At 59.7% G+C, this 23,682-nt stretch carries 21 protein-coding genes and 1 pseudogene; 16 read left to right on the forward strand and 6 right to left on the reverse strand.

Translation table 11 applies throughout. The features are described 5' to 3' along the window. Position 1 precedes the first annotated feature (1 nt). Together B2344_RS05960 and B2344_RS05965 are read right to left on the reverse strand one after the other, a co-directional pair. Positions 2-1,336: an efflux RND transporter periplasmic adaptor subunit gene (locus B2344_RS05960; RefSeq protein ID WP_034827838.1), complete on the reverse strand. Its 1,335-nt coding sequence runs from the start codon at positions 1,334-1,336 to the stop codon at positions 2-4. After that, positions 1,333-2,625: a TolC family protein gene (locus B2344_RS05965; protein WP_034827840.1), complete on the reverse strand. Its 1,293-nt coding sequence runs from the start codon at positions 2,623-2,625 to the stop codon at positions 1,333-1,335. Before B2344_RS05965 ends, B2344_RS05960 begins: the two co-directional genes overlap by 4 nt. 224 nt (positions 2,626-2,849) lie before the next feature. Here B2344_RS05965 and B2344_RS05970 point away from each other — a divergent pair, with 224 nt between their 5' ends. After that, entirely contained in the window at positions 2,850-3,263 is a 414-nt protein-coding gene (locus tag B2344_RS05970; protein ID WP_290480836.1) for a hypothetical protein, read from the forward strand. A gap of 384 nt (positions 3,264-3,647) precedes the next feature. On the opposite strand, the gene lspA is transcribed toward B2344_RS05970, so the two are convergent. From lspA to B2344_RS05985, 3 genes are all read right to left on the reverse strand, one after another. Then, the gene (gene lspA, locus B2344_RS05975) at positions 3,648-4,127 is read right to left on the reverse strand and encodes a signal peptidase II (RefSeq protein WP_051594959.1); all 480 of its coding nucleotides are present in this window, start codon (positions 4,125-4,127) and stop codon (positions 3,648-3,650) included. Beyond that, positions 4,124-4,915, reverse strand: coding sequence for a cation transporter (locus B2344_RS05980; protein WP_112061941.1), 792 nt, complete (start codon positions 4,913-4,915; stop codon positions 4,124-4,126). Before B2344_RS05980 ends, lspA begins: the two co-directional genes overlap by 4 nt. 212 nt (positions 4,916-5,127) lie before the next feature. After that, positions 5,128-5,568 carry a MerR family transcriptional regulator gene (locus B2344_RS05985; RefSeq protein WP_051594960.1) on the reverse strand — a complete coding sequence of 147 codons (441 nt, stop codon included), beginning with the start codon at positions 5,566-5,568 and terminating at the stop codon, positions 5,128-5,130. Between the two features lie 89 nt (positions 5,569-5,657). On the opposite strand from B2344_RS05985, the pseudogene B2344_RS05990 reads away from it, so the two are divergent. The 11 genes and pseudogenes from B2344_RS05990 (at position 5,658) to B2344_RS06040 (ending at position 16,993) form a co-directional block, all read left to right on the forward strand. Beyond that, a pseudogene (locus B2344_RS05990) lies at positions 5,658-6,303 on the forward strand (cation transporter). Beyond that, complete coding sequence (locus B2344_RS05995) at positions 6,300-6,752, forward strand: methyltransferase family protein (protein ID WP_034827847.1); 453 nt, start codon at positions 6,300-6,302, stop codon at positions 6,750-6,752. The pseudogene B2344_RS05990 and the gene B2344_RS05995 overlap by 4 nt, the downstream one beginning before the upstream one ends. An 11-nt stretch (positions 6,753-6,763) precedes the next feature. Continuing rightward, a complete protein-coding gene (locus B2344_RS06000; RefSeq protein WP_139068905.1) occupies positions 6,764-7,336 on the forward strand; it encodes a methyltransferase family protein in 573 nt (190 codons plus the stop codon). 376 nt (positions 7,337-7,712) lie between these two features. Further along, a complete protein-coding gene (locus B2344_RS06005) occupies positions 7,713-8,657 on the forward strand; it encodes an ArdC family protein (RefSeq protein WP_051602529.1) in 945 nt (314 codons plus the stop codon). Between the two features lie 258 nt (positions 8,658-8,915). Further along, positions 8,916-10,688: a ParB/RepB/Spo0J family partition protein gene (locus B2344_RS06010; RefSeq protein WP_035549568.1), complete on the forward strand. Its 1,773-nt coding sequence runs from the start codon at positions 8,916-8,918 to the stop codon at positions 10,686-10,688. 449 nt (positions 10,689-11,137) lie between these two features. Beyond that, positions 11,138-11,461, forward strand: a complete 324-nt coding sequence (locus B2344_RS06015; RefSeq protein ID WP_035549592.1) for a DUF736 domain-containing protein — start codon at positions 11,138-11,140, stop codon at positions 11,459-11,461. 177 nt (positions 11,462-11,638) lie between these two features. Then, positions 11,639-11,881: a helix-turn-helix domain-containing protein gene (locus tag B2344_RS06020; protein ID WP_051602531.1), complete on the forward strand. Its 243-nt coding sequence runs from the start codon at positions 11,639-11,641 to the stop codon at positions 11,879-11,881. 17 nt (positions 11,882-11,898) lie between these two features. Next, entirely contained in the window at positions 11,899-12,453 is a 555-nt protein-coding gene (locus B2344_RS06025) for a S26 family signal peptidase (protein WP_290484843.1), read from the forward strand. Between the two features lie 142 nt (positions 12,454-12,595). Beyond that, the gene (locus B2344_RS06030) at positions 12,596-14,521 is read left to right on the forward strand and encodes a DUF3363 domain-containing protein (protein WP_290484844.1); all 1,926 of its coding nucleotides are present in this window, start codon (positions 12,596-12,598) and stop codon (positions 14,519-14,521) included. Between the two features lie 116 nt (positions 14,522-14,637). Next, positions 14,638-16,599 carry a conjugal transfer protein TraG gene (locus B2344_RS06035; RefSeq protein WP_290484845.1) on the forward strand — a complete coding sequence of 654 codons (1,962 nt, stop codon included), beginning with the start codon at positions 14,638-14,640 and terminating at the stop codon, positions 16,597-16,599. Between the two features lie 4 nt (positions 16,600-16,603). Beyond that, entirely contained in the window at positions 16,604-16,993 is a 390-nt protein-coding gene (locus B2344_RS06040) for a hypothetical protein (protein WP_290484846.1), read from the forward strand. Positions 16,994-17,496: 503 nt separating this feature from the next. Here the strand turns inward: B2344_RS06040 and B2344_RS06045 are convergent. Next, entirely contained in the window at positions 17,497-17,958 is a 462-nt protein-coding gene (locus B2344_RS06045) for a MarR family winged helix-turn-helix transcriptional regulator (protein WP_158085622.1), read from the reverse strand. A gap of 67 nt (positions 17,959-18,025) precedes the next feature. On the opposite strand from B2344_RS06045, the gene B2344_RS06050 reads away from it, so the two are divergent. The 4 genes from B2344_RS06050 to B2344_RS06065 are packed head-to-tail and all read left to right on the forward strand — an operon-like array spanning position 18,026 to position 23,593. Continuing rightward, positions 18,026-18,904 carry an alpha/beta fold hydrolase gene (locus tag B2344_RS06050; RefSeq protein WP_051594966.1) on the forward strand — a complete coding sequence of 293 codons (879 nt, stop codon included), beginning with the start codon at positions 18,026-18,028 and terminating at the stop codon, positions 18,902-18,904. After that, a complete protein-coding gene (locus B2344_RS06055) occupies positions 18,901-19,320 on the forward strand; it encodes a PaaI family thioesterase (protein ID WP_034827893.1) in 420 nt (139 codons plus the stop codon). Before B2344_RS06050 ends, B2344_RS06055 begins: the two co-directional genes overlap by 4 nt. Continuing rightward, positions 19,317-20,435 carry an efflux RND transporter periplasmic adaptor subunit gene (locus tag B2344_RS06060; RefSeq protein ID WP_084397053.1) on the forward strand — a complete coding sequence of 373 codons (1,119 nt, stop codon included), beginning with the start codon at positions 19,317-19,319 and terminating at the stop codon, positions 20,433-20,435. The genes B2344_RS06055 and B2344_RS06060 overlap by 4 nt, the downstream gene beginning before the upstream one ends. After that, entirely contained in the window at positions 20,432-23,593 is a 3,162-nt protein-coding gene (locus B2344_RS06065) for an efflux RND transporter permease subunit (RefSeq protein WP_081815039.1), read from the forward strand. Before B2344_RS06060 ends, B2344_RS06065 begins: the two co-directional genes overlap by 4 nt. Positions 23,594-23,682 lie beyond the last annotated feature (89 nt).

Raw genomic sequence — 23,682 nt, forward strand, 5'->3', positions numbered from 1 at the left:
CCTAGTGGCCGTGGCCATCGCCAAAGGCGTCTTTTTCGAGTTGAGCTTTGAGGGTGAAGGCACCGTCTGTCACGACTGCCTCACCCGCCATTAGGCCGGAGCGGATTTCCACAAACCCGCCGGATTTGGTGCCTGTCATCACTGCGCGCGGTGCATAGCCGCCCTCGACAGGGACGAACACGGAAGGTCTGTCTTCAACCAATTGAATGGCTGCTTCCGGTACGCGCAAAACCTGCTCAGATGTGCCAACACTGAGATCGGCCGTGACATACTGACCAGGTCGCAGTGTGCCATCCGGGTTGTCAACGATCACGCGGGCCGTCGCGGTGCGTGACGTTTCGCTGATGACCGGCAAGACAAAGGCAATTGTGGACTGCGCAAGGATTTCACCGCTGTCGGTTTTTAGCGCGACAGGAGCGCCGACGCGAATGCGGGCGATGTCCTGTTTGTAAACGGCAATATCCGCCCAGACGACACTATCGTCGACAAGGGTGAACAGCGGATCAGCGCCGGCATCCCCGGCTGAGACCGTTTCGCCCAGCATGACCGTGCGGCGCACCACCGTTCCGGCAATCGGCGCTGTCAGATAGGCATTGGCATTATCGCCGTCAGCCGCCGTGGAAATGCGCTCCAGTGCGGCATGACTGACACCTGCGGCATGGAGCTCATTTTCAGCCGCGTCACTATCGGCTTTCGCAGCTTCAAATTCCGCCCGCGCGGCTTGCAAATCGGCTTCCGAGGTGATCTTGTCCGCAAACAGTTTTTCCTCGCGGGCCAGCGCCTGACTGGCCAGAGCTTTGCGCGTTTCCGCCGTGAGCCAAGCGGCTTTCAGACCTGCGAGTTCACGGCTCTTGATCAGCGCCAGCGTATCGCCGCGTGCCACGTGATCCCCTTCGCTCGCATAGAGTTTGCCAATTACGCCGCTGACCTTGGGCGAGACATTGGCAACACGATCAGCGTCAAAGCGGATTTCGGCCGGAAGGCTGAGAGATTGCGCAATCGCCCCCTCTGCAACAATTGCTGTTTCAATACCGGCCTCAGTGGCCGCGTCCTGGGTTAGTTTTACAACGTCGCCTTCGGATTCACTATGATCATCATGGCCGTCAGGCTCGCCGTCACTTTCCGCATGATCGTCATGCTCATCATCTTGATCGGTCTCGCCATGGTCATCGTGATCCGCTTTTTCTTCGGCATGATCATCGTGATCATCGTGATCAGCGGTCGCGGCGGAGGTTTCGCTAGCGACCCGATTTGTATCCGGGGTTGCATTGCCGCATCCCGCCAAAATCACGGCCAGAACCATCATGGTCGTTGGCAAAATATGTGTCTGTTTCATTGGAAGTCTCCATTAAACGGGGCGGCACCGATCAGGCTTTTGAGACGCATGAGGTCCGCATTAAGGGTACGCCGCGCGTCAATTACGCTGACGCCTGCCTCGATCAGCCCTTTACGGGTATCGAGCGTTGATGTGAGGTCAAACCGGCCTGCCGCGTAGCCTTCAACAGATGCGTCGTAGGCGGAACGGGCCGCAGGTAGCGCCTCCTGTTCGAGTAGCGTCAGCCGGGCCTCGGCGGCGCGCACCCGCGCGGCGGCGGCCTGTTGCTGCGACCGCAATCTGGCCTCAACGGCGACGGCGCTGATACGTTCGGCATCGGCGCGATAACCCGCTGCGCGAGCGGCGTCGCGGTTACGGTCAAAAAGCGGAATCGGCACGGTGACCCCGACCAGGAGCGCATTGTCGCCGGTCTCTTCAAATTGGCGAACGCCCGCACTAACCGTGACATCAGGAATACCGGCCGCGCGGGCGGCGTCCTGCTCAGCGTCGCGGGCTGTTGCTCCAGCTTTAGCCGCGGCGAGCGCCGGGTGCTCGTCAAGCCCGCGCGTCTTTGAGAGTATTTCACTTTCATCAGACAATATGGCGCGCGGGGGCGCAAAAACCGGCGTTGAGCTTCCCCAAAGCGCGGCGAGTTCATAGCGGCGTTGATCAATTTCAGCGTCTGCGGCAAGTGCGGCGGCTTTGAGTGCAGCCGCATCTGCCTCGGCGCGCGAGCGCTCCGGCGGGGCGGCCGCGCCGGCCTCAACACGTTTCGCAACGGTTTCAGCCAAAGACACGGCGAGATCCGCCGACTCCCGTGCCAGCGCTGCGAGTTCTGTCGCGGCGATCAGGTCATGATAGAGCAGCGCTGCTTCTAGCTCGGTCTCTCTTAATATGACGCGGCATTCAGCGTCGGCGAGCGCTGCCCGCGCCCGCGCGGCACGCTCGCGCTTGGCTCTTTTACCTCCAAGCTGGAATGTCTGCTCAATGGCGAGCGTGGTTTCGGTTTGGTCAAACCCGTTGAGCGGTCCGGTGCCTGAGAAGTTTTCAATTTCCAGTCCGATTGACGGATTAAGACGGCGCCCAGCCTGATCGGCTTCGGCTGCGCTGGCGCGCGTCTCCAGTGCGGCCCGGCGGACATCCGGGGACGCATGACGGATTTGCATGAGCGCCATAGTGAGGGTTAGCGGCGCATCGGGCACGATGGTCGGCGCGCTGCCTGTTGGCCCGTTGCACGGGGCCGCGACCGCTGTGCCTGCAAAGGCAGCCGCGATCAGGACGCAGAGTGCGCCCTGTTTGAATTTTGGCATGGGATATTCTTCCTTGTGATAACCTGAATCGACATCAAACCCACGCGCAAAAGGCGCGGATTCAGAGAGTCAGGTTAGGCACGCGGAGGACGATAAAGACCGTGAGGACCAGCGCGCGGAACGTGCTGGTCTGCGCCGGGGCGAAGCCCCGATGTAGCTGATAAAGCGTAAGAGAAGGTCAGGCTGTTCATACCCACCATATGCAAATGGCATGGCCCGCAGCTATGAGTATGATGTTTGTGGGCCGGACGCTGCTCACTATCATCATTTTCAGTGTCACCGATTTCGGCGGCATGATGCGCTTCAGCGTCTGCGGTCATACAGGCAATCTCTTCAGCGTCCACAGGATGAATATCGGCCGCCGTTGCACCCATACCAAGGGTCACGCTCAACATGAGCGCAAGCCAAAACCTGGCGGTGCATATGACGGTTACAATTTTCATTCGCTCAACGACTATCCAATTTCATTGTCAAAATCATTAAATCTATTCATTTATTTAGTGCGGCTCAGTGTCATGACCCGTCTTTATCGCAATCTCGCTGCATTTAATGCGTTCCCGAATATCGCCCTTGGCATTTCGGGTGACAAATCTATCAGCGTCCAATGTCATAATACTGAGTTCAACAGCGGGTTTTGATTGCCCGCTGGGATCGAGCGGAAAGTCATTATGCGTCATGGCCAGCACGTCGCCGTTGCGGTCCCAACTGCCAATCGCATGGACCGGCCCTTTGGCGCTGAGGAGGACAAGCACGACCCCATCCGATGAAAAATAAGTAATCGGAGCGGTTTCACAGGCGTCACCGTCGGTCCCGCTGGCCCAGGCCCCGAGCGGTTGTAGCGTCTCAGTGAGCGGATCGGCAAAGCTGGCGCAGCTTGCTACGAGCGCTGAGGCGGCCATTGCGAGGCCAACGCGAAGTGAATCGAATTTGATCATGTCGGTTTTATAGCCCCTACAGTGGCTGTAGGGGCAAGCGAATTCTTACATCGACAACTATTAAGCATGGGCCAGATTAATCAGCCGCTATTTTTGTTCAGCATTATCCGTCCGTCGTGGCTTCGTGAGTAACTCAGAGATCAACAGTAAGCCGACACCGCAGACAATCGCGCTATCGGCGAAGTTGAACGCGGGCCAGTGGTAGTTATTGATGTGAAAATCTAAAAAATCGGTCACCGCTCCATGTCGCACGCGATCGACTATGTTTCCGAGTGCTCCACCTGTAATCAGCCCGAGTGCGGTTGCGATCTGGCGATCAGCGGTGCGCCATAACCAATAGAATAAAACCGCGACGATCGATAGAGCGGCTAGAGTAAGGAGCCAGGGAGGCAGGCTGCCTAGAAGACCAAAGCTGATACCATTGTTCTTGAGCCGCACAATGTTGAAGAATGGAAGGACCGTCACACCGTTATCCAGGGCATCAATATTGAGGATAAGTGCTTTAGTGAGTTGATCTATCGCCAGAACGCCCAGACCAATGATGAATCCAATCTTCTGAATGGTCATATTGCGGCTCTGAGGTCGTTGCGTGCATCGCGAATTATTGCCCATGCAGAATGCAGGAATAGCCCGGCGATCCCGACTGCAACCACGAGATCGGGCCAACCGTGACCGAGCCAGGCGACCAAACCTGCTGCCACAATTACGGCCGCGTTCCCGATGGCGTCATTACGTGAAAACAACCAAACCGCGCGGACATTAGCGTCGCCTTTTCGGTGAGGGAGTAGCGGTAAGACGGCGATGACATTTATGACGAGCGCGATGAGCCCGAACATGCCCATCAGGGCAGCGTCAGGTATCGTTTGATTAAGAAGACGCCACACCGTATTCGCGAGTACGCCGAAGCCAAGCAAAGCTAGGAATACGCCTTGAATCATGGCTGAACGAGCGCGCCAGGCAAGACTCCAGCCGATTGCGAGCACGCCGAGGAATGTAATGAGACCATCACCGACAAAATCTAACGCATCAGCTTTTAACGCCTGTGAACCGGCGAAAAAACCCGCGATCATTTCCACAATTCCATAACCAACGTTCAGGAAAATTACGATCCAAAGGGCGCGTAAATACTCCGGATTCTTTTGGGTTTGTGAGGCGGCGGGGCCATCATCGCCTGGCGCAATTCTCTCGAAGCCGTAACCGGTTTTGGCGACGCCAAGTTCGATTTCTGGAAGTTGGGACTCTGAAACCCATAGCGTCATAATATGTGTCGCAGCCGAAACTTTGACGGCTTTTGGGGCGACACCAGCCGATTGAGCCGCCCGTTCGATTTCGGCAGCATCTCGCGCGCAATCCATTCCTGATACCCGGTAACGAAACGGGAGCGAAGTGTCGGAGCCTGCTGTTGGGGAGGTAGATGTTTTGCTCATGACAATGCTCTCAATTGAGAGACTACACGTATGCTTTGTCGTTGTTCCATTCAGTCTCGCCCATCCAAATTTATCGGGAGGTGCTTTCAATAATGGAAGAGAATTACCATCTACAGTCACTGTAGGGTCAAGCGGTTTGCTCAAAAGGTCGAAAGCCGCTCATGCGCATCTGCGATGCATTCGCTATGATCATTGAGCGTTGAAATGATCCGACACGTGTCAACCCGGCCGCCCTCGCAGCACGTAATCATCCGTTTGAGCTCCGCCTCAAGCGCTTCAAGCTGCGTCAGGCGTTTGCGCACATCTGCAAGCTGTTCACGGGCTATCGCGTCCACGGCCGTGCAATCCTGATCCGGCTGAGTTTGCAGATCAATCATTTCACGAACGGCCTCCATCGGAAAACCAAGATCACGGGCATGCCGTATGAACGACAAACGCTGCACGGCCTCATCGCCATATAGCCGTTGGCCGCTCGAACTTCGGTCCGGCTCGCCCATCAAATCAATCGATTCATAATAGCGTATGGTTGTCACTTTCACGCCCGCCGCTTTCGATAAACGACCAATGGTCATCTGCGTCATTCCGGGCTCCAAAGAAAAGTCTTGCCTCTATAGTCGCTGTAGACTGTAGGGTTTCTTCGAGAATCGTCAATGGGGAATAGGATTAGAAGATGTCGGGTTGCTGTGAGGACAAAACATTTGATGGGGTTTCGCCTGCTTATAAGCGGGCTCTGATGGCCGTCATCGCCATCAATGCGGTCATGTTCTTTGTTTGAAATGACGGCGGGGATAATGTCGGGCTCTCAGGCCCTCAAAGCCGACGCACTCGACTTCGCAGGCGATACGGCGACCTACGCGCTCAGCCTCTTCGTTATCGGGGCGAGCCTGAGGACGCGGGCGCTTGCATCGCTGATCAAAGGCGCCTCGCTCGCAGCGATCGCGATCGCCGTCCTCGGCATGACCGTGTTGAGGGTCATGAACGGCGCGCCGCCGGAAGCCGCAACCATGGGAGTGGTCGGCTTTCTGGCACTGTCCGCCAATGTCGCGAGCGTGCTGATACTGCTGCGCTGGCGCGACGGCGACAGCAATGTGCGTTCGGTCTGGCTCTGCTCGCGCAATGACGCCATCGGCAATGTCGGCGTGATCGTCGCTGGCGGGGTTGTCGCGCTGACCGGAACGGCCTGGCCGGACCTGCTTGTCGCCGCCCTTCTGGCGGGCCTGTTCCTGAAATCGGCGAGCGCCATCACGCTGCAGGCCCTGCGGGAACTGAACACAACCGGCGCGTCGCATGCGACTCCGGTCGAATCGTCCTCATGAGCCTGCGCATTCCACCTCTTGTTCAGGTCCTGATCTGCGGTGCGATCGGCTGGGGACTGTCCTCTGTCACGCCTTTTCTGGCGTTCGAAGGCGTGTGGCGTTCTGCGGCGGCGTTGCTTTTCATCGCTGCTGGCATGGCCATTCTGGCGCTCGCGCTCGGCGCATTCATCCGCGCCCGCACAACCGTCAATCCGCTCGCCCCTGAAGAGGCTGCCACGCTGGTCACCACAGGGCTTTACCGCATCAGCCGCAATCCGATGTATTTGGCCATGGCGGCCATTCTGACAGGCGGCGCGTTTCTGATGGGCAATTTGTCCGCTTTCGTAGCTCCAATTCTCTTTGTCTGGCTGATGACTGAGTTTCAGATCAAACCGGAAGAGCGCGCGCTGCAGGCGAGATTCGGTGAAGCGTTTGACGCCTACCGTATCCGCACGCGGCGCTGGATTTAGGAGGCGCGCCTGTGTTCAATACACCCCTATGGATGGAATGGCTGGCGTTCGGATTGTCAGTGTCCGGAGCGGCAGCGATCTTTTCGCTGTGTGCGGTATCGCTGTTCCGACGCGATTTTCAGTTTTTTCCGCCTCCGGAAAAACGGAGCTGGCAATACCGGACGTTCTGGGCCTTTTTTCGTTTGTTTCTATACCCGCTTGTTGCGCTCTCCATCCTCGTTTTTGAGCCGGCGGAGGATGCGGGGGCCATGGCCCGGCAAGGTGTCGGCGGCGTGCTGGCGGTCACGGGTATTGGCCTTGCCTTCTGGATCTCAATCCAGATGGGCTGGCGCAATGCCTTCGGCGAAGCGCGGGGGCTGGTGACAGATGGCTGGTTTCGTTTCAGCCGGAACCCGATCTATGTCGTGACCTGGCTTGGTCTGCTGGGCTGGGCGATCATCTTGAACGATTTGCGCGTAACGTTTCTGCTGTCTTTATGGGCAGCGATGTACTGGCTCGCTCCGAGGATAGAAGAGCCCTGGCTGGAACGCCAGTATGGGGATGAGTATTGCGCCTATAAGCAGCGAACGCGGCGTTTTTTCTAAGGGCGGTGTTCGGCTGTTCGACCAAGGAAAGGGCGCCCCGGCCTTCGCCGGCCGGGCTGGCGTGAACCAGGCCATCGCTGCGCGCCGTCCCGGCCCTTCGGGCTTTCATCCCTGGCGCAGTTTTTAAGCAGTGTTGTGAAGGATTCGGTCGGCGCTGGCGCGCCGGCATGTTTGCTTCTTTTTTCCCTCTCAGGCGGGGGCGGAGGCGCGCATGCCAGATGGCGGCGCTCCCGGAAGGGGGGCGGCGTCTTGAAGATCGTCTATGTGCCTGCGGCCTCCTACCTGACCCCTTCCGCTCACGCCTGACGCCATCTGGCCAGCGGCCTCTCACCGCCCCCGCCTTGCGGGAAAAAAGCGGGGGTCAGAGGAGGCAGAGATGGCGCAGCGCCGCAGACAACGAAACACGCGGAAAGACCTTTATTCAGAGGTCACGGATAACATCATCGCGGAACTGGAACAGGGGCGCGCGCCTTGGGTGCAGCCTTGGGGCGGGGTGGAGGGGGCTACTCCGCTTGGCTTGCCCGAGAATGGCGCGACGGGCAGGCGCTATTCCGGAATCAATATTCTGCTTTTATGGGGCGCGGCGATTGAGCAAAGCCGTTCCTGTCAGACATGGCTGACCTTCAAACAGGCGCTGTCACTTGGCGGGTGTGTTCGCAAAGGCGAGCGCGGCACGACGGTTGTTTATGCCGACCGCTTCACCCCGAAAGCCGAACGGGAACGTGTGCGCGAGACGGGCGAGTCGCCGGGCACGGTGCCGTTTCTCAAACGCTATACCGTGTTCAATGCAGACCAGTGCGACGGCCTGCCCGAAGACCTGACCGCCAACGCGCCCGACTTGCCGGAGCGCGAGATTATCCCCCGCGCCGAAGCGCTGATTACAGCGACGGGCGCGGATTTCAGGATTGGCGGCGACCGCGCCTATTATGTTCCGTCCAGGGATTTCATTCAGGTTCCGCCGCAGCCTGCTTTCTTTGACCAGATCAATTATTACCGCACCTGCTTTCATGAGCTTGGCCACTGGACCGGGCACCCGAAACGCCTCGCCCGCGACCTGAAAGGCGCATTCGGCACCAAAGATTACGCCCGCGAGGAACTGGTGGCGGAACTCGCCAGTGCGTTCATCTGCGCGGACCAGTCCATCGCCCCGACCGTGCGGCATACGGATTACATCGGTTCTTGGCTGGAAGTATTGCGCGAGGACAAGCGCGCCATTTTTCGCGCCGCGTCGCTCGCTTCCAAGGCGGCTGATTACATTCTCGCTTATGCCGCGCCGGACCCCTGCAGCGCTGCCGCAGCGATGGAAGCGGCGCCATGGTGAGGCAGATAAACAAAAGGTCCGGGGGACATTTTGTCTGCCGAACGAATCCGCCCTTTCGCATCAGCCGACTCGACGCGGCGCTTGCATCGCTTGACGCCGAAGACATTGGCGCATGGGCCGTGCTGGTCTGCGGCTGTTTCCACATTTTCGAGAGCGAGGGGGCGGCGCATCGCGCCTACCGCCTCTGGCTTGAAAACCGCCCTGTGCGCTGACGCACGGGGCATCCCACCAACTGCACATCATGAAGGAGGCAACGCCATGCAGTTAAAACATATCCCTATCACCGACATGAAAGTGTCCCGGCTCAATATGCGCCACGGGCGCAAAGCGCCCGACATTTCCGACATCTATCCGTCGATAAAGTCGCGCGGCGTCTTGCAGACCATGCTGGTCCGCAAGGAAGGTAGCAAGTATGGCGTTGTCGCCGGACGCCGCCGTTTCTTCGCCCTCAAACGCCTCGCCAAGGAGACAGGCAAGGCGCAGAAAGCGCCCTGTCTCGTTATGCAATCCGGCGATGACATTGCCGCGCTGGAAGCGACCCTTGTCGAGAACACCACCCACCTTCCAGCCGACGAGTTTCTGCAATATGACGTCTTCGCCCGGCTTGCTTCAAAAGGCGAGACCGTCACGGTGATTGCAGAGCGCTTCGGCGTCACCGAACTCATGGTGCGCCGGGTGCTGGCGCTGACGGCGCTCACCGATGATATCAAGGCGCTCTACAGGGCCGAAATCATCGACAAGCGGACGCTTTACGCCCTGACGCTCGCCACAAAAGAGCAGCAGGAAGACTGGCTGACCCTGTTGAACGCGGAAGACGAATACGCCCCGCGCGGCGAGCAGTTGAAAGACTGGCTCACAGGCGGCGGCCGCATCACCACCGACAAGGCGCTGTTCGATTTGGAAGCCTATGACGGGACCGTGCTGACCGACCTGTTCGGCGAGACTGCCATTTTCGGGGACGCTGACCTGTTCTGGACTTGCCAGAATGAGGCCATCGCCGACATGGCCGAACGCTACCGGAATGAGGGCTGGGCCGAAACCGTCGTGCTGGAACGGGGCGCGCACTTCCTGACATGGGAGCATGGCAAGCGCAGCCGGAAAGACGGCGGCAAGGTCTATATCGAGACCCGCCATGACGGCTCTGTCACGGCCCATGAAGGCTATCTGCCATCAAAGGACATCGAGAAAATCGAGCGTATCCTTGGCCGGGGCGGCGATGGCGAGAACGGCAAGCCCGCCCCAAAACCGGAAATGTCCGGTCCCTTGGCGGAATATGTCGCGCTGCACCGTCACGCCGCCGTCAGGGCGAGTCTGTGCGATGCGCCCGGCGTCGCGCTGCGCCTCGCCGTCGCCCATCTTGTCACCCGCTCGGATAACTGGCGGCTGGACGTTGAGCAGCAGCGCACACGGAAGGAAGCGACCGCGGAAAGCCTCGCGGCTTCGGCAGGGGAAGTGAAGTTCGCCGCGCACCGCGCCAAGGCCAAGGCGCTGATTGGGCAGGATGACCAAGACGGTTCGCTGGTGGCGGAGAATGCTTTTCCCGCCGACCCTTGCGAGACCTTCGCCCGGCTTCTGGCGCTCAGTGATGAAGAGGTGCTGCATGTTCTCGCCGTCGCAATGGGCGAAACCCTGCAGGCAGGTTCGCCCGCCGTCGAAGCCGCCGCACATGTGACGGACACGGATTTTGCCGCGCTGTGGTCGCCCGATGAGGCGTTCTTTTACTTGCTGCGCGACAAGCGCGTCATCAATGAAGTGGTCGCTGAAATCGCCTCGCCATCCACGGCCCGGTCTGTCCTGACCGATACCGGAAAGGCGCAGAAATCCGTCATCCGCAACCGCATCGCCGGGCATGGATGCGACCCCGACCCGGACTGGCGGCCCCGCTGGATGCGGCAGTCGCCATCCTCTTATCTTGACGGCGCGCCATGCCCGCCCGCCGAAGCGTGGGAGGCCGTCAGGGGTCTGTTCGAGGACAGCGAGGACAGGGCTTCGCTCGAAACCCCGGAAGCAAAGACAGCCATCGCCGCCTGACACGCCTCCCGTAAGCGGCATGGTTCGGGACCGTCCGGCAGTTTTGCCGGGCGGTCTTTTCCTGTTGGTGGCGCGGAAGCAAGCTCGCGAAACGACATGGGTGGTTTCCTTACCAACTGCCCTGTTTGTTCCTGACATATTGGCGTGCCTGCCAGTTGCAAACACCTCTGGCATTGCACGAAGGACGCCCCGAGCGGCCCCGTTTCCTTGCCTGACCTGGACGACCGCCTGCGGGCCATGAAACCGCCCATCGCCAGAAATTTCCTCTGCTGTTCGGTCTGAAGAAGACCGAACGCGCATTCACCGCGAATCAAATTTCCGCCACCGGGCGGTGCTCCGCTTTGCTGCGCCCGCTTCGCGGTTCAGACCTGCCGCCCGCCGTCCCTTTAGGTCAGCGTCAACGGAGCCATCGGGGCGCCCGCGACACGAAGCCAAAAGGAGATATGAAAATGGCTAACGCACTTGGATATGTCAGCGAAACAGACACAGGCTTTGAAGGCGCACTTGCCATGATGAGCCTCAACACGCCGATCCGCATCATCAAAAATGACGAAAAGACCGCCGACAAACAGCCCGATTTCAGGGTCTATGCCGGAGAGAAAGGCTCCGATATTGGCGGCGGCTGGGTCCGCACCGCGAAGTCTTCGGGCCGCGAATATGTCTCGCTCACCCTCGCAGACCCGATGATCGGCCCGCGCAAAATCTATGCGAACCTCGCCCCGGTCAAGGATAAGGATGGCCGCCACGTCATCCTCTGGAACCCGCAGGGCTAGACGCCGAAACACCAACCATAACGCCGCCCCGGAGGCTTTCTCCGGGGCGGTTTTTTTATGCTTTTTCCTTGGTTAAAACGTCGGGGGAAAATTCATGTGATCCATTTTCCCTCTGCAAAATCCCGCAATCTCCGCCAATCCTTTCGTCTCAAAAGTGATGAAAGGACACTGTGTACAATGACGAAAAACAGACGAAATGATCGCCGAAACGATGGCTGGCCGGAGCTTTTGAGTGTCGAGGAAGCGGCAGAATTTCTGAGGCTGAAACGCTCAACGCTTGACCATTATCGCTGCGAGGGACGCGGGCCGATTTACCGCAAACATGGCGCGCGGGTCTTCTATCCGAAACCCGATCTCATCCGCTGGTCAGAGCGCAATTCCTATGCGTCCACATCCGAACGCCTGCAGAAGCCGGAATGAAAAAGCGCACGCTTTGGATGACAGGATTTAGCGCCGGTCTTGTCTTTTTCGGTCTGGTTCTCGACCCCGCAGATCGCTTGATCTGGAACCGGACCGCGAGCGCACCGACAGGGCTTTACTGGCTGAGCGACGCGCCCTTCACCCCTGGCCGATGGGTCGTCGTCTCCAGCCAGAGCGTGCAAGCGAACTGGGCGCAGGAGCATGAATTTGTTGGCGAAGACTGGCCGTTATTGAAACAGATTGCCGGGGGTCCCGGCGATGAAATCTGCCGGACCGGACGCGACATTCTGATCAATGATGAAGTTGTGGCGGAAGCGCTGATTGTCGATTCCAGTGGCCGAAACCTGCCTGTGTGGGATGGCTGTGTCCGGCTTGAAAGCGATGAGCTTTTCCTGCTGACGCCGCATCCGGCGTCGCTTGATGGCCGGTATTTCGGTCCCGTAAAACAAACAGACCTGGATGGCGTCGCCATCCCCGTTTTCGTGGCCCGGGACAGACAGGGCGCAAGCGGATGCAAAGCGATACATGCGGATGCAAGGGAATCAGAAGCGAACCCGGTAGGGCGAGATTGAAGCTGTGGCACCACATGCCACCTAACGCCTTGTCTGCACATCTCTTTTTTGGAACCCTTTGCACAGCATTGCGGTGCACGGGTTTCTGGCAAGTCTCAGATTTATCGAGGATTTTTAAGGTGCACGGGCCGGAGGCCGCACTGTGAGCGAGGAGACGCCCTTTACACCGCGCCTCGGGCGGATCGGCGATCAGGGGAGAGGCTCAGGACGGCGCGCCTTACGCAAGCTGCGCCGGGCGATCGCGAAGCTGCCAAAGGCAAGACGGCCCGCCTTCACAGGCGCGCGTTCCGGAGCAGGTCGCGCCGCCGGCACGCGCGGGCTCAAGACCGGGCGTCTTTCACGCCTGCATATGCGCCGCGTCGTGGTGAAGGTTCATATCGCACGCGGCGGACGCTTCGGGCCCTGCCTTTACCGTGCCCATCTTGGCTATCTCCAGCGTGATGGTGTGGACAGGGGCGGAGAAGGCGGCGTGCTCTATGACCGGGAGAGCGACAGCGTTAATGCGCGGGGCTTCCTTGAGCGCAGCGAGCAGGACCGGCACCAGTTCCGCATCATCGTCTCACCTGAAGACGGCGCGCGCCTTGGCGATCTCAAAAGCGCCACCCGCGAACTCGTGGCGCAGATGGAGCGAGACCTTGGCAGGCGTCTCGACTGGGTCGCGGTCGATCATCACAATACCGGTCATCCCCACACCCATATCGTCATTCGCGGGCGCGATGCGCGTATGCGCGACGTGGTGATTGCCCGCGATTATCTGATGCACGGCCTTCGCGAAACCGCCGAGGACCTGGTTACACAACGGCTCGGTCCGAGGCGGGCGCTGGAGATCGCGCAGGCGCGGGAGAGGGAAGTTGGCCAGGACCGCTGGACCGGGCTCGATCGGGAGATCGACGCGGCGCTTGAGGGCGGGCGCATCGAGCTTGGCGAGGCGAGCGGCAGCGGGGCTCGATTCAATCGCGCGCTGAAACTGAGGCGTTTGCGGCATCTGGAATCCCTGGGCCTTGCAAGGCGGCTCGATGAGCGGGTTTTCGAGATGAAGACCGGCTGGCAGGACAGACTGAAACGCGAGGCCCGGCGGGGCGACATCATCTGCACGCTGGCAGCAGAGTACACGCGGCAGGGACGGGCCGTGTCCTTCATTGAGGAGCTGAAGCCCGGAACTGACCGGATCCGGGGACTTGTGAAGGCGTATGGTCCCGAGGATGAGCTGCGCGACACGCGCTTTCTGCTGGTCGAGGATTTTGATGGCCGGATATGGCATGTCCCGGCAGGCGCGGTCGATATGGCGGCGCCGCCAATGCAAGGCGCGGTGGTGGAGCTGAGGCGGGCAAGCGCCACAGCGCGCGCCTCCGACCGGGCCATCGCGGCGGTTGCGGACTCTGCGGGCGGCATCTGGTCGGAGGCGCTGCATGCGCGCCACGATCCGGGCTCGAAACCGGATTACCGGCTCTCCCTGAAACGCAGGCTCGAAGCCCTGTGCCGGGCCGGGATTGGCGCGCGGCTTGCCACCGGTGAATGGCAGGTGGGCGAGGATTTTCTGGAGCGGGCGGCGAGCCACGAGGCGCGAGCGTCAGGCGGGGTCCGGCTGGCGGTTCTATCCTGGTTGCCAGCCGAGCAGCAGGTTCGCTTTCGAGGTGAGACCTGGCTCGATCGGTCGACAGATGCGGAAGCGCCAGCCGAAACGCAGATCGGCACGCTCCGGGCACAGCGACAGGCATGGCTCCGTGAGCAAGGCTACCTTGGCGAGGGGCAGGACCGCCTGTCAGACGATCAGCGTGCCCGCTTTCGGGTCATGGAGCTGACACGCGCCAGCGCCGCGATTGCGGCGCGTTCGAACCGTGAGGCGCTGGCGCTGCAGCCGGGCGACGGGTTCGAAGGCACGCTCGAAGGTCATGTCGATCTCGGGGCCGGGCGCATGGCAATTGTCGGCAATGCCAAGGAGTTCACGCTGGTGCCCTGGCGCGAGGCGCTCGGTCGACAGATTGGCCGCGAGCTGAGCATCCAGCGCACCGCGCGGGGCCTCTCCTGGAGCCTCGGTATGGAGCGCGCGCTGGGCTTATCGCGCTGACTTCATGCACGCCTATGCAGGGCGTTGCACGCTTTGGCGCACTTTGCGACTGGGCGTACCCGCCTGCGCGCGACCATTCTGGGAGCCTTCAAAACCAACTCCCGGAAGGACCCGCCATGACCGGCACGAAAATCCTCATCGGCCAGATCGCGGTGGTGTTCGCCCTCATCATCGGTGCAGTCTGGCTCGCCACTCAGATGACGGCAGAGGCTCTGGGCTTCCAGCCTGCGCTCGGCGCGCCCTGGTTCTTCGTCGGGGACGCGCCGGTCTACAAACCCTGGCGGCTCTTCCAGTGGTGGTATGCCTATGAGGCCTATGCGCCGGAGGTCTTCGCGCGTGGCGGCCTGATCGCGGTGTCCGGTTCGGCGCTCGGATTTCTTGCGGCGATTGTCGGCTCAGTCCTGCGCAGCCGCCATGAGCGCAACGTCACAACCTATGGCTCGGCGCGCTGGGCTAATGGCGCCGACCTCAAACGCGCGGAGCTTCTGGGAGAGGACGGCGTGTTCCTGGGGCGCTGGCGCGGGCGGTATCTGCGCCATGCCGGACCCGAACATGTGATGGCCTTTGCGCCGACGCGTACGGGCAAGGGCGTGGGGCTGGTGGTGCCGACGCTCCTCTCCTGGACCGGCAGCGCCGTCATTCACGACATCAAGGGCGAGAACTGGGACCTGACCTCCGGCTGGCGTGCGGGGTTCTCGCGCTGCGTGCGGTTCGATCCGACCGACCGGCGGAGCCCCCGCTACAATCCGCTCATGGCGGTCCGGCGCGGCGAGCACGAGGTGCGCGACGTTCAGAATATCGCCGATATTCTCGTTGATCCTGAAGGCTCGCTGGAGCGGCGCAATCATTGGGAAAAGACCGGGCACGCTTTGCTCGTCGGCGTTATCCTGCATGTGCTCTATGCCGAAACCGACAAGACCTTGTCGGGGTGCGCGCGGTTCCTGTCCGATCCGAAGCGCTCTTTCGCCGTCACGCTGCGCGCCATGATGACGACACCGCACCTGGGGACGCGCGGCGTGCATCCCATCGTGGCGCAGGCGGCGCGGGAGCTTCTGAACAAGTCAGAGAATGAACGCTCCGGTGTTCTTTCCACCGCGATGAGCTTCCTGTCGCTTTATCGCGATCCGGTCATCGCCGAAGTGACGGGCCATTCAGACTGGCGCATCGAGGATCTGGTCGGGGCAGGTGAACCCCTGTCGCTCTATCTCGTTGTTCCGCCTTCGGACCTGTCGCGCACCAAGCCGCTGATCCGGCTCATCCTCAATCAGATCGGACGCAGGCTGACAGAGCAGCTTCCCGTCAAGGGACAGCGAAGGCTACTGCTCATGCTGGACGAGTTTCCTGCGCTCGGGCGGCTCGACTTCTTCGAGAGCGCGCTCGCCTTCATGGCGGGCTATGGCATCCGCGCCTATCTCATTGCCCAGTCGCTGAACCAGACCGAGAAGGCTTACGGGCCGAACAATTCGATCCTCGACAACTGCCATGTGCGGATCAGTTTTGCGACCAATGATGAGCGCACCGCAAGGCGGGTCTCCGATGCCCTCGGTACGACGACGGAACTCCGGTCCCAGAAGAACTATACCGGCCACCGGCTCGCGCCCTGGCTCTCACATATGATGGTCTCGCGTCAGGAAACCCAGCGCGCCCTTGTCACGCCTGGCGAGGTCATGCAACTCGCGCCGACCGACGAGATCGTCATGGTCTCCGGCACGCCGCCGGTGCTCGCTAAGAAGCTGCGCTATTATGAGGACGCGAATTTCACGCGGCGGGTCTTGCCGCCCGCGTCCGTCGAATGGACCGGCGATGCCTCCGCCGCCGCCTGGACGACATGCGTTGCCGCGCCGGTTGCCGCCGAGGCAGCAGAGCCACGTCCCGGCGAGACGGACGGCCTCTCACTGAAACGCACCCGGGAGCCGGAACATGAGATCACGGCTGAGGCTCATTGTGCGGAACCTGAGCACGAATTGTCACCGGATCCGCAGGACGGCGCCGATCCGTCCGATGACCGCAACCTCGAAACCGTCCGACGCGCTGTCGCCGCCGATCGCGGTGATCCTGATTTCCTGCCGGAGTTCTGATCCCATGGGAAAGCCACGTGTGAACATTCGAATTTCAACAAAACTTTACGCCCAGCTCTGCGAGGCGGCCGACAGACCCGGCGCGACCAAGACCGCCATCGTTGAGGACGCGCTCAGGGCCTGGTTCGATCCAGAGGCGCGCTCGGTCCTCGAAGAGCGGCTGCTGGCGCGGGTGGATGCCTTCGACCGACGACAAGCCGAGATCGAGCGCGATGTCGCCTACACCTACGAGACGCTCGCCCACTACATCTACTATTGGCTGACCCGCACCGAACCGATCCCGGAAGGCGATCGCGATATCGCCCACGCCCTCGGCCAGAAGCGGTTCGATCATTTCATCGGTCAGGTCGCGCGGAAGATTGGAGGTCGCGATACACGGGATATCGATAGGTAGGCCAGGTTGCCTTCACACCGCCCATGAAAAGTCGAGTCGCCGCCGCGGCGGTAAGGGGGGGAGCAATTGGAAACGAGGGATCGGCATCTGCAGATCCGAAAGCGGTCGACGTCGTGATGAGCGACAACCGAGATGGCCGACGTATTGCCGCATCCAAGAATGTTCCCGAAGGATCATGTCGCTGCCTCAACCAATTGTTCCTGAGAATGTCCGCCCTTGTGGGTCTCAGTTCGGTTGTGCCTCAGTTTGAAATCGAGCAGCCTTCCACCCTTGGGCGTAACGGCGCTTGTTGAGCGAACCAGCCGGTCGTAATGTTCTGGCCATCAGAGCTGGATTGGCCCAAACGCGACATTTGACCAGCAATTGCTCGGGGTTTGACGCCGAAAAACGCCATTCCCCTTCGGACAGAAACTCAGTGGCGGGTCAGGTGCCGCAGTGTTTCGTTTGTGTGCCGATCCGCGACTTTCGCGGGAGTTCCTCATTTCAGTCCGGCCAAAGACGAGTCAGGACTTCAGATTGTCGCTAATTGTCAAAAGCAAAGCCGTTGCTTTGGTCAGATCATTGCGCGCGACCGAGTCGAAGGCTTGCGATGCAACACGCTCGGCCGCTCGCGCAAACTCTTCTGCGCGCTGGATCGCCAAACGGGTCGGAATAATCCGCCAGACACGTCGGTCGCCAGCATCGCGCACACGTGAGACGTAACCTGTGGTTTCGAGATGATCGATCAGCGTGCCGACAGATGGACGCGCAATATCGAGTGCTTCCGCAAGTTGCGTCTGGGTCGGGCTCTGCAGCCTGATCACGTAAACAAGCAGGTGCCACTGTGATCGCGTCAGGCCAATCGCTGCCATTTCCTGATCGTATGCCCGGCGCACTAGGCGGGTGACGTCACCAAGAAGGAAGCTGAAATCTATTCTGGGATCTCCTTGAAGGACGGCAGCGGGCGACCGAGTGGGCGACGTCATACGTTTCTCCATTGACGATATTTATAAGGTAACTTAATAAGAGTATCCTTACAAGTAGCCAAAGCGGATGGGTATTTTGAGCAGTCGTGACGGGTATCTTCATGCACAAGGGTTGAAACTGGCGCTCAGTTCTTTTGGCGATCCAGCCGCCCCGCCGGTGATCTTTGCCCATGGCGGAGGGCAAACCCGCCACGCCTGGAGCGGCGCCGCAAAGACGGTGGCATTTGAAGGCTATCGCTCTATTGCCTTGGATCTTCGCGGACACGGTGAAAGTGATTGGGCTGCAGATGGTGATTACTCTCTGGAAGCTATCGCGCGGGACCTTATTAAGGTTGGTGAACACGTGGCGCGTGGTGGTACGCGACCGCATGTGGTCGGCGCTTCGCTTGGCGGACTAGCAGCCATAGTTGCCGCAGGCATGTTGTCACGCGATGCGTTTGAATCGGTTACGCTGGTCGACATTACGCCGAACATGGACGCCGCGGGTGTCACCAAGGTTGTCGGGTTCATGGGCGCGCATGTTCACGAAGGCTTTGACTCACTGGAACAGGCCGCTGATGTGATTGCCACCTACCTACCACACCGTCCCAGGCCGAAAGACCTTGAAGGGCTACGCAAGAACCTTCGGCAGGGCGAAGATGGGCGTTGGCGATGGCACTGGGACCCTGCTTTTATCACCGGCGTCATGCGCCGCTCCGGAGTTGCTCACACCGGTGATCTGGAGCAAGCGGTTCGGGACATCCGTGTGCCGCTTCATCTCATTCGTGGGCGTATGAGCGAGCTGGTTTCAGAAGACTCCGTCGCGGCGTTTAGATCCCTCGCGCCACAGGCACATTACACTGACGTTGCAGGCGCAAGACATATGGTGGCCGGCGATCGCAACGATGTGTTCATCGAAGCGGTTGTGTCCTTTCTTCGAACGATACGAGAGCAGACCCCTGTATGAGTGATTCCATGCTCAGTCTGGAACAGGTGCAGGCTGCACTCGAAGCGGCACCCTTCCATCGTTGGTTAGGGTTGAAGGCGATCAGCACGGACCCGGAAAAGCTGGTGCTGGAAATGCCATGGCGAGAGGAAGTGGTTTCCAATCCGCGGATACAATCCGCCCATGGCGGTGTCATCGCTGCGCTGATTGATCTTACCGGATTTTACGCCCTGCTCGCCTCGGGTAACATGCCTGCCGCGACGGCGGACTTGCGGGTCGATTATCACAAACCGGCCACGCCAGGAACGCTGAGTGTAACGGGAAGAATTGTCCGTCTTGGGGCAACTCTCTCTGTCGCCGAAGCAACTGTAATGAACGCCGACGGAGCCCTGCTTTCGAGCGGGCGCGGCGCCTACCTGATGCAGGGGCGTTCGTGAGGATTCGCACGACGCTCTCTCTCTGCGTGATTTTGATTCTGGTCTCGGGATGCCGGGACGCAGAGCCTGAAGGGCAAGCCGTCCCTGCGGCGGCCGGCGTTACCGCTGAAGTCGAGACCCGGGTTGTCCAGGTTGAAACGGTATCCGCAGAAACGGTCATGCGGGACGACTATTTGATTGCATCCGGGACCATTGCCGCCAAGCAAACCAGCAATATCGGCGCGTTGGCGGAGGGGGTCGTTGAACAGATTTTCGTCCGGGTGGGTGACAGGGTTCGTAAGGGCGACCCGCTCTTTAGAACCCGGCAGGTCGATTATCAGCGCAGCCTCGTCGAAGCCGAAGCAATGCGGGACGTTGCCCTGGCCGAAGTTAGACGCGCACAGACACTCGTGGACCGCTACACGCCACTGGAAACCAAAGGCGTCGTGTCCCCTGTGGTCTTTGACGATGCCAAAACCGCCCTGGAGGTTGCCGGCGCCAACCTGCGACTCGGGGAGACAAAAGTGGAAACCGCCAAGCAGGCGCTCGGGGATACAACAGTCCGCGCGCCATTCGATGGCGCCATCACAGCTCGCTATATCGATGAGGGCGTGTTCATGGCCAACCGCTTCTCCGGAATGGGCAACTCCGCCGTTGTTCAGGTTCAGGAGTGCGGGATTGCTGCGGCGATCTTGTTTGCGCCTGAGTCCGAGCTCGCGCGTTTGCGGCTCGACTTGAAAGGTCATCTCTACGTCGATGGCCGCAGTGATCCGATAGAATCACAGATCCTCATCTTGAACGACCGAGTTGATCCGACTTCGCGGATGGTAGAATTCCGCATGGCATTTGCGAACCCCGATTGCGCTGTCAAAGCCGGGCAGTCGGTCCGCGCCGAGGTCGAAGTTGATCCCCGGTCTGCCACCGTCCTGCCGCGTAGAGCAATTCAAGGTACGGGCGAAGATCGATACGTCTACCTTGTCACAAACGCGCAAGCTAAGCGTCGTCCCGTAAAAATCACAGACATCGATGCTGATCGTGTAGAGATTCTTGACGGGTTGACGATCGGAGAAACAGTCGTGCTGACAGCCTCGGAGCCGCTGTATGACGGCGTCAGGATTGAGCTCACACCCTCATGATGTGGCTCGTCGATATTTCGATCCGCCGCGCTGTATTTGCCGTGATGCTCATCGCATCCTTGGTCGGCCTCGGCCTTATGTCGATGGGACGATTGGGCGTTGACTTGTTTCCCGATGTTGAATTTCCGTATGTCAATGTGACGGCGACGCTGGACGGGGCCTCTGCGGAAACCATGGAGTCGGAAGTCACCGACATCCTGGAAGAGTACATCAACACGATCGACGGAATTGAAACGCTGCAATCCTTTTCCAGTGAAGGGCGCGCACAAATTCTGATCGAGTTCAATCTGAGCTCCAATGCCCGCGAGAAGGTCCAGGATGTTCGGGACAAAGTGCAGGTCGCCCTGGCAGAATTGCCTGCGGATATGGATCCACCCATCGTGGACAAGGTCGATCCGGACGCGGCGCCGATCATCTCCGTCATGATCGCCGGCGATCTGCCAATCGCCGAGTTGACTGCGTTCGCCGACGATGTGGCCAAGGAACGTCTTCAACGCCTCGACGGTGTGGGCGCCGTGAAATTGGTCGGGGGTCGTGAGCGCGCGGTGCGCATCTGGCTCGACAATGAGCGACTGAGGGCGTTTGGCGTCACGGCGGATGATGTACGGCGTGCGATCCAGAGTGAGCATGCAAAGCTTCCCGGCGGGCGGATGGAAACTGATGCCCGCACGCGGGAGTTTGGTGTCAAAACTGTCGCTGAAGTTACCCTTGCGAATGGCTTTGCAGACTTGCCAGTCGCCTATCGGGAAAATGGCGTCACAATCCGAATTTCTGATGTTGCCCGCGTGGAGGACGGCCTGGAGGATGAGCGCTCAGCGGCATTCCTGAATGGCAGACGAGGTATCTCGCTCGATATCAGGAAACAATCAGGTCAGAATACTGTCGAGGTCTCGCACAAGGTCAAGGCCGCCGCAGAAGACTTGCGCGCGCTTGCGCCCGCCGGAGTGACGATTGTCGCGACAAGAGATGTGTCGAAATTTATCGAGAGCTCAATCGAGGACGTCACCCATGACGTCGTGATTGCCATCGGGCTTGTCGTTGCCGTGACCTTTGTTTTCCTCCTGAATTTCAGAGCGACGATCATCGTGGCCCTGGCGATCCCGACATCCCTTGTGGCCACTTTTTTTGGCTTTTATCTTCTGGGGTTTTCGATCAACGTCCTGACGCTGCTTGCACTCACCGTTGCCATCGGACTGCTCGTAGACGACGCCATCGTCGTTATTGAAGCGATCATGAAAGAGCTGGAAGAGGGGAAGCCACCGCTTGAGGCCGCGCTGGACGGTACACGTAAAGTGGGACTTGCCGTGGTTGCAGGCACAGCAGCCACACTTGCCGTTTTTGTTCCGATTGCCTTCATGGATGGCATCGTCGGACGCTTCTTTTTCCAATACGGTCTGACGATCGTGTTTTCGGTGTCGGTCTCTTTGCTCGTTGCTTTGACACTCACGCCAATGCTTGCATCGCGCATCCTCACATCCAGTGGCGTTTCACCCGTCTTTCGGCCGCTCGAAGCCTTCTGGGACTCAACTGACCGGGCCTATGCAGGTCTCGTAAAGCTGGCCGTTCGATTTCGCATAGTTGTGATTCTTATTGCGTGTGCCTCGGTTTTTGCCGGTGCGTGGTATGCAGCTCGCGTTCCTTCCGGTTTTACCTCGCGCGCCGACAGGAGCGAGTTTCAGGGTTCGATCGAGCTGCCGCTGGGCACTGGCGTTGTTTCTGCGCTCGACGCCGCGCAAAAGATTGATGCTGAACTCCGCAAGATCGAGCACGTTGAAGAAGTGTTCGTCTCGATCGGGGCAGGCGCGCAAGCGGACGCCCGTGTCATCGATCTATACGCTTCCTTGACACCGAAACAGGAGCGCCAAACGGGTCAGTTTGAAATCATGGACCAAGCGCGGAAAGCCATCCGCATTGCATCCCCTGAGGCGGTTAAGATATCCGTCCTTGAAGTTCCGTGGGTCAGCGGGACGACCTCCGGTAGCTCGGACATCGACTTGTTGTTAAAGGGATCTGACCTCAACTCCCTTGCGCAATATGGCGATCATCTCGTGCGTGAGATGCGTGCCCGACCTGATTTTGCTGATGTCAGAACCAGCTTCGAGAGCGGTCGACCGGAAGCACAGATTCTGTTTGACCGAACGCGGGCCGGGGACCAGGGCGTTTCCGCTCGTGCCTTGGCGGATACAGCCCGGATTGCCCTGGGCGGACTCGATGCAGGAACCTTTGAAGAGGGCGGAAAGCGATATGATGTGCGCCTGCGTCTGGAGGAAGACCAGAGGGAAAGCGTGCGGGATTTTGATCGCATTCAAGTGCGCGGTGCAGACGGGCGACTGGTAGATATTGGAGCGGTTTCACGTGTTGAGTTCGCTTCCGGCCCGTCGCAAATTGATCGATCAGACCGCGCCCGGAAGATCTCGGTGCTTGCCAGTTCTGCAACCGGTGTTTCCCTGGGTGAGGCGACAACCACATTGATCAAGGTGCTTGAAGTCAACCCACCGCCGGCTGGCATCACTTACTCGGTCGGCGGCATGTCGGAACGCATGCAGGAGACCGCCGGCGCGATCGGCTTCGCGTTACTGCTCGCCTTGCTGGCGCTCTACATGGTGCTTGCGAGCCAATTTAATTCCTTCGTACAGCCGCTTCTGATCATGGTAACGGCGCCGCTCAGCTTCTCTGGAGCATTCGCCGGGCTATATTACTTTGGACTAGAATCCTCCCTCTTCGCACAGATTGGCCTGATCGGACTGATGGGGATCGTGATGAAGAATGGCATCTTGCTCGTCGACCGCGCAAACCAGTTGATCGCGGAAGGAATGACAGAAAGAAACGCGATCCTTCAAGCTTGTCCTGAACGACTTCGCCCCGTTCTCATGACTGCCTTTTCCGCAATCTTTGGCATGGTGCCAGTCGCATTGGCGACCTCGGATGGAGCTGAGTGGCGCAACGCGCTCGGCGCGCTTCTCATTGGAGGGTTGACCTCTTCAACGATCCTGACGCTTGTCGTCATTCCAGCGGTCTTCATGATCCCTAGTGATGTTGCCAACGTCGTCAGAAAGCTAACGCGGCTGTTCCTATGGCCGCTCACGCGGTTAAGACGCGGCGAGGATGCTGCACGATCGGCCGCCCTTACCGGCGGGGCAACAGAAGACGTCATTTGATGGCGAATTATTGGTGCCGGTCACTGTGGGTGGGATTTTATTTGGTCAATCTTGGCGGATTGCGCTGAACAAATCAAAGTTCGCAAATT

The organism is Hyphomonas sp. UBA3195 (genome assembly GCF_002366485.1).
Classification (GTDB): domain Bacteria; phylum Pseudomonadota; class Alphaproteobacteria; order Caulobacterales; family Hyphomonadaceae; genus Hyphomonas.